Origin of the sequence: Geminicoccus flavidas (assembly GCF_009806515.1) — a bacterium.
Taxonomy (GTDB): domain Bacteria; phylum Pseudomonadota; class Alphaproteobacteria; order Geminicoccales; family Geminicoccaceae; genus Geminicoccus; species Geminicoccus flavidus.
Genome location: NZ_WUJP01000158.1, coordinates 1 through 2,564 on the forward strand (window position 1 = coordinate 1; position 2,564 = coordinate 2,564).

General features: G+C 69.6%; 3 protein-coding genes. 1 reads left to right on the forward strand and 2 read right to left on the reverse strand.

The window, feature by feature from the left end; genetic code table 11:
- The coding region (locus tag EQG76_RS04305; protein WP_159710924.1) for a hypothetical protein at positions 1-231 on the forward strand (231 nt) is incomplete at its 5' end.
- Between the two features lie 54 nt (positions 232-285).
- Here the strand turns inward: EQG76_RS04305 and EQG76_RS04310 are convergent.
- Positions 286-807, reverse strand: a complete 522-nt coding sequence (locus tag EQG76_RS04310) for a hypothetical protein (RefSeq protein ID WP_159710925.1) — start codon at positions 805-807, stop codon at positions 286-288.
- The gene (glpK, locus tag EQG76_RS04315) at positions 804-2,306 is read right to left on the reverse strand and encodes a glycerol kinase GlpK (RefSeq protein WP_159710926.1); all 1,503 of its coding nucleotides are present in this window, start codon (positions 2,304-2,306) and stop codon (positions 804-806) included. The genes EQG76_RS04310 and glpK overlap by 4 nt, the downstream gene beginning before the upstream one ends.
- Between the last annotated feature and the right edge of the window lie 258 nt (positions 2,307-2,564).

The window sequence follows — 2,564 nt, forward strand, 5'->3', positions numbered from 1 at the left end:
ATGAGCCAGTTCCGGCCGGCCTGGCCGGGCCAGCCGGTCACGCTCGAGGCGGTGTTCGCCCAGGCACGGGCGCGCCTGCTGCCAGGGCCGACGGCCAGTTCAGGAGCGCAACCGCCGGACCGGCTCGGCCCGGCCGGCGAGCAGCCGGGTGCGCCCGACGCTCGCCATGCCGGGCTCGAAGCGCTGCTGGCAGGACCAGGCACGGGCCCAATCCCGGCAAGGTCGCCATGAAGACCGCACACGGCGGCTGGGAGGCTGGCCTGGCGAGCACCGGATCGGGGAAGCTCAGCGGCTGGCAAGCCGGGGCCGCTTCTTGAGGATCGAGCCCACCAGCGGTGCGATTCTCGCCAGGGTCTTGAAGTAGGCAGCGCTGTCGAACAGCATCGGCTCGATGGCCGCATAGCTCCAGCCGGACCGCCGACTGCTCAGGGTACTGTTGAAGCCGGTCCAGCGGACGACGCTGCCATCGTGCCGGACTTCCACGTCCAGCGACCAGCAGCCGGCATGGCCGCAGCCGCAGACCAGGACCGTACCGCCGGATCCGAACACGCCCGGCGGGGCGAAGACCTGCCGGCCGTCACCGCGCAGGGCGACCAGGCGCAGATACTCGAGCGAGGCCGGTGCGTAGGCTCCCGCGACCTTCGGGTCGAAGCGCGTCTCGATCGGGCGCAGCCAGTCGACCAGCGTCCGACCGTCGATCGAGATCTCCAGCCCGACATCATGGCCATCCCCCAGATCGTTGCGCAGGGGAACCAGTTGCAGGTGGAGCCGCCGCAAGGGAGGAGGCCCGTCCGGGCCTCTCGTCAAGCGCGGTTGCTCCGCACCCGGCTGACCGCGTCCTTCCAGCCGCCCACAAGCCTCGCCCGCTCGCCCGAAGCCATGCCGGGCGCGAAGCGCTGCTCGCAGCTCCAGGCCTTGCCGATGTCATCGAGGCCGCCATAGAGGCCGGCGCCCAGGCCGGCGAGGTACGCGGCGCCGAGTGCCGTGGTCTCGATCACTTCGGGCCGTTCGACCGGCACGTCGCAGATGTCGGCCAGCCACTGGCAGACCCAGTCGTTGGCGACCATGCCGCCATCGACCCGGAGCGCCGCAGGCAGACCCAGGCCACCGGCGGCGGTCACGTCGTCCTTCATGGCGGCGAGCAGGTCCGCAGTCTGGTAGCCGACGGCCTCCAGGGCGGCGCGGACGATGTGGCGGTGGCTGGTGTCGCGGGTCAGGCCGAAGATGGCGCCGCGGGCATCCGGGTCCCAGTAGGGAGCGCCCAGGCCAGTGAACGCAGGCACCAGATAGACGCCGGCATTGTTGTCGAGCGAGCGGGCCAGCGCGTCGGTCTCGGCTGCGGTCCGGATCACGCCCAGCCCGTCGCGGACCCACTGGATGGCAGCACCGGCCACGAAGATCGCCCCCTCCAGGGCATAGGTCGGCTGGCCGTTCAGGCGCCAGCAGAGCGTGGTAAGCATGCGGTTGCGCGACGCCACCATCTCTGTGCCGGTGTTCAGGACGGCGAAACAGCCGGTGCCGTAGGTGCTCTTCATCATGCCGGGCGTAAAGCATGCTTGGCCGAAGGTCGCGGCGTGCTGGTCGCCTGCCACCCCACGGATCGGGATCGCCCGGCCGAACAAGCTCGGGTTCGTTTCGCCGAAATCCCCGGCACTGTCCCGGACCTCGGGCAGGAGGGCATGGGGGATGCGCAGGCGACCGAGCAGCTCGTCGTCCCAAGCCTGGCGGCGGATGTCGAACAGCATGGTGCGGGCGGCATTGGTGGCGTCGGTGGCGTGGAGCCTGCCGCCGGTCAGGTTCCAGAGCAGCCAGCTGTCGACCGTGCCGAACGCCAGCTCGCCCCGCTCGGCCATGGTGCGGGCACCCGGCACATGATCCAGGAGCCAGGCGAGCTTAGTGCCGGAAAAATAGGGGTCGATAACCAGGCCGGTGCGCTCGCTGACCAGCGGGCCCAGCCCGTCCGCCTCCAGCTCGCGGCAGAGCTGGGCAGTGCGCCGGTCCTGCCAGACGATGGCGCGGTGGACCAGGCGGCCGGTGGCGCGCTCCCAGAGCAGGGTGGTCTCGCGCTGGTTGGTGATGCCGATGGCCGCCACCGGCCGCCCGTCCCCCCGGGCCAGGACGTCGCGGCACACCGCCAGCGTATCACGCCAGATCTCGTTGCCATCGTGCTCGACCCGGCCGTCGAACGGGAAGTGCTGGGTCAGTTCCTGCTGGGCGCTCGCCTGGACGCTGCCGAACCGGTCGAACAGGATCGCGCGCGTCGAGGTGGTCCCCTGGTCGATCGCCAGCAGCAGTTCGCCTGCCATCCTCGTGCGCCCCCTGTCCAAGTTGTCCGACCGAGGCTAGCGCGGCTCCGCCCTCGGGACAATAAACAACAAAATATATGTATATTAGTTTTCCTTACACTATGTAGAATGATAATCATCTCGATTTTACGGCGCTCTCCGCTTATTGCAGCCTCCGGTCGACCGTCCGAAGGCCCTGCCGATGATTCCGATCGTGATCGATCCCCGCTTGGTCCCGATCGCCCTCGTGGGCACGGGCGAGAGCATGCGGCGGCGCGC

What these genes read in the sequence shown, in the direction of transcription:
- glpK (WP_159710926.1), bottom strand. Translation starts at nt 2,306, where the DNA reads ATGGCAGGCGAACTGCTGCTGGCGATCGACCAGGGGACCACCTCGACG.